The following is a 3,579-nucleotide window of genomic DNA, read 5'->3' as shown; positions in this document are numbered from 1 at the left end:
TTGCTGCCCGTCCGCTCTGGCTCCGCTCGTTGCTCCTGGAGCCGGACCGCGACGACTGGGTCTACTGGCAGTACCACAACAGGGGTCGCGTCGACGGCATCAATGGCGATGTCGATATGAACGTGCTGAAGGGTGGGCCGGCGGTGCTGGCTGCACTGTTTGCGCCATCAAGCTGATCCGCTGGCGCCCGACTCTATTTCCGCAGGAACGCCGCTATCTGGCTGAAAACGCTAACGAACATCGCTTCGGTCAGCACACCGGTGTTGGTGTTGTAGCGCGAGCAATGATAGCTCGAAAACAGCGTGATGCTGCCGGCCGGCAGCTGCCCGCCATGCTTGAACGGATAGGCGGCGACGCGCCCGCCCAGCGCCCGCACCGTCGACTGATGCGCGATCGATCCCAGTGCCAGCACGGCGCGCAGATTCGGGAACCTGGCGATCGTCGGCACCAGGAATGTCCGGCAGGTGGCAATCTCAGCGCCCACCGGCTTGTTCTCCGGCGGCACGCAGCGCACCGCGTTGGTGATCGCGGTGCCGACCAGCTCCAATCCGTCATCTGGCCGCGCCTTGAACTCTCCGCGCGCAAAACCGTGCGAAATCATCGTCGAGTAGAGCAGGTCGCCGGCATAGTCGCCGGTGAACGGGCGGCCCGTTCGATTGGCACCGCGCAGGCCAGGCGCCAGCCCGACGATCAGCAACTGAACCGCCGCGTCACCCTCGGGTGGTAAAAAAGTCGGCACCGGCGCATTGAACCAGGACGGCTCGCGCTGCCGCCACTCGGCGATGAAGTCATGCAGCCTTGGGCAGAGCGGGCAATCGCGGCCGGGTTCGGAGGCGGAAAGCACGGTCAAGGCGACCGGCCTCAATAATCGTCCTCGTCGACTTCGGCCGGCTCGGGCCTGCGCACCGGGCGCTCGGACGGGTCACGGCCAACCTCGTTCTTCAGCGTCGTCAGGTCGATGAAATGGTCGGCCTGGCGGCGCAGATCGTCGGAGATCATCGGCGGCTGCGAGGCCATGGTCGAGACGATCGATACCTTGCGGCCACGCCGCTGCAATGCCTCGACCAATGTGCGGAAATCGCCGTCGCCGGAAAAGATGACGTAGTGGTCGACGACATCGGCGAGTTCCAGCGCATCGACGGTGAGCTCGATGTCCATATTGCCCTTGATCTTGCGGCGGCCGGTCGAGTCGGTGAATTCCTTGGCCGGCTTGGTGACCACCTTGAAGCCATTATAGTCGAGCCAGTCGATCAGTGGACGGATCGAGGAGTATTCCTGATCCTCGACCAGCGCCGTGTAATAATAGGCGCGCAGCAGATAGCCGCGCTTCTGGAAGCTCGACAGAAGCTTGCGGTAGTCGATGTCGAAGCCGAGCGCGCGCGACGTCGCGTAGAGATTGGCGCCGTCGATGAATAGGGCGATTTTTTCACGAGGGTCGAACATGGAAAATATTCCTTCTCGAAATAAACACCCGTCTAAACCAAATGCGATAGCGTTCGGTCAGGCTCATAATAAACCGGCTGACCTCTATGCCATCCGAGATAGCGCCAGTTTCGCGGCAATCCAAGGGCGCGTGCGGCACTGCAAGCAATTGTGATCGGGACACCGAACACATAGCACAGACTGGTTTTGCCAAATCGGGTGTTTGAACCAAGGTTTGGGCGCCATGCAACCCAGCCATTGCCATGATGCTTGTATTTTGGCGGCGTTCGGGTTATGGACCGCGCCTGTTTTCCATCAAATCCATCGCATGAAAGGGGCAATCCATGGCCCGCGTAACCGTTGAAGATTGCATCGACAAGGTCGACAACCGCTTCGAGTTGGTGCTCCTTGCCGGCCATCGTGCCCGGCAGATCAGCCAGGGCGCGCCGATCACAGTGCCGCGTGACAACGACAAGAATCCGGTTGTGGCGCTGCGCGAGATCGCCGATGAGACGCTGTCGCCCGACGACCTCAAGGAAGATCTGATCCATTCGCTGCAGAAGCATGTCGAGGTCGACGAGCCCGAGGCCGATGGCGAGGCGATTGCCGATCAGACCGGCACCGCCGTTGCCGCCACCGACGCCGACGACGCCGAGGAGAACATCACCTTCGACCGGATGACCGAGGAAGACCTCCTGGCCGGCATCGAGGGCCTGGTGCCGCCGGAAAAGAGCGACGACTACTAAGCCAGCGTTCTGGACCTGCCTGGAATACGTTTCCGGCACTTCCGTCCAGTCAGTTTCGTGGCTATCTATGGGATGCGCCGTACGCTAGTGCGGCGCATCAATCATTTCAGCACCGCGAGATTCCGCCCATGATGCGTCAGTATGAGCTTGTCGAGCGCGTCCAGCGCTACAAGCCTGACGTCAACGAGGCGTTGCTCAACAAGGCCTATGTCTATGCCATGCAGAAGCATGGCCACCAGAAGCGCGCTTCCGGCGATCCGTATTTCTCGCATCCGCTCGAAGTCGCCGCCATCCTCACCGAAATGCATATGGACGAGGCGACGATCGCGGTCGCCCTGCTGCACGACACCATCGAGGACACGACCGCCACGCGGGCCGAGATCGACGATCTGTTCGGCCCCGAAATGGGCAAGCTGGTCGAGGGCCTGACCAAGTTGAAGAAGCTCGATCTGGTCTCGAAGAAGGCCGAGCAGGCGGAAAACCTGAGAAAGCTTCTGCTGGCGATTTCGGAAGATGTCCGCGTGCTGCTGGTCAAGCTCGCCGATCGTTTGCACAATATGCGCACCCTCGACCACATGCCGGAGGCCAAGCGCCTGCGCATCGCCGAGGAGACGATGGATATCTACGCACCGCTGGCCGGGCGCATGGGCATGCAAGGCATGCGTGAAGAGCTGGAGGAGATCGCCTTCCGCTTCATTAATCCTGAAGCCTATCGCGCCGTCACCGCACGGCTTGCCGAAATCTTCGAACGCAACAAGGGCGTGCTGACGGACATCGAAAAGGCACTGTCCACGTTGTTCGAGAAGCATGCGATCAACGCCAGCGTAAAGAGCCGGCAGAAGAAGCCGTGGTCGGTGTTCCGCAAGATGGAGGCCAAGGCGCTGTCCTTCGAGCAGCTCTCTGACATCTTCGGCTTTCGCGTCGTCGTCGACACGGTCGAGGACTGCTACCGGGCGCTTGGCGCCATCCACACCGCGTGGTCGATGGTGCCGGGTCGCTTCAAGGACTACATCTCGACGCCGAAACAGAACGACTACCGCTCGATCCACACCACCATTGTCGGCCCGTCGCGCCAGCGTGTCGAGCTGCAGATCCGTACCCGAGAGATGAACAAGATCGCCGAATACGGCGTCGCCGCCCATTCGATCTACAAGGATACCGGCGGCAAGACGAATGGCGCCGCCCACGCGATTTCAAAGGAAACCAACGCCTACGCCTGGCTGCGCCGCACCATCGAGCAGCTTGCCGAAGGCGACAACCCTGAGGATTTCCTCGAAAATACCAAGCTGGAACTGTTCCAGGACCAGGTGTTCTGCTTCACCCCGAAAGGCATGTTGATTGCGCTGCCGCGCGGCGCGACACCGATCGACTTCGCCTATGCGGTGCACACCGATGTCGGCGACACCTGCGT

At 61.2% G+C, this 3,579-nt stretch carries 4 protein-coding genes and 1 pseudogene; 3 read left to right on the top strand and 2 right to left on the bottom strand.

The features are described 5' to 3' along the window. Positions 1–176 (top strand): annotated as a pseudogene (locus tag EN925_RS40935) (lysozyme); the annotation flags it as partial. 17 nt (positions 177–193) lie between these two features. On the opposite strand, the gene EN925_RS28160 reads toward EN925_RS40935, so the two are convergent. Then, a complete protein-coding gene (locus EN925_RS28160) occupies positions 194–850 on the bottom strand; it encodes a uracil-DNA glycosylase (protein ID WP_024503072.1) in 657 nt (218 codons plus the stop codon). Between the two features lie 11 nt (positions 851–861). Beyond that, a complete protein-coding gene (locus EN925_RS28155; protein WP_010915096.1) occupies positions 862–1,443 on the bottom strand; it encodes an NYN domain-containing protein in 582 nt (193 codons plus the stop codon). 323 nt (positions 1,444–1,766) lie between these two features. Between EN925_RS28155 and rpoZ the strand changes: the two genes are divergently transcribed. Together rpoZ and EN925_RS28145 are read left to right on the top strand one after the other, a co-directional pair. After that, positions 1,767–2,168, top strand: a complete 402-nt coding sequence (gene rpoZ, locus EN925_RS28150; RefSeq protein ID WP_013532591.1) for a DNA-directed RNA polymerase subunit omega — start codon at positions 1,767–1,769, stop codon at positions 2,166–2,168. 128 nt (positions 2,169–2,296) lie between these two features. Further along, the coding region (locus tag EN925_RS28145; protein WP_164894437.1) for a RelA/SpoT family protein at positions 2,297–3,579 on the top strand (1,283 nt) is incomplete at its 3' end.

Source organism: Mesorhizobium sp. M7A.F.Ca.US.006.04.2.1, assembly GCF_004022915.1.
Taxonomy (GTDB): Bacteria; Pseudomonadota; Alphaproteobacteria; order Rhizobiales; family Rhizobiaceae; genus Mesorhizobium; species Mesorhizobium ciceri.
Note: the sequence above shows the minus strand (reverse complement) of the source record. Positions and strands in the feature narration are given on the sequence as shown.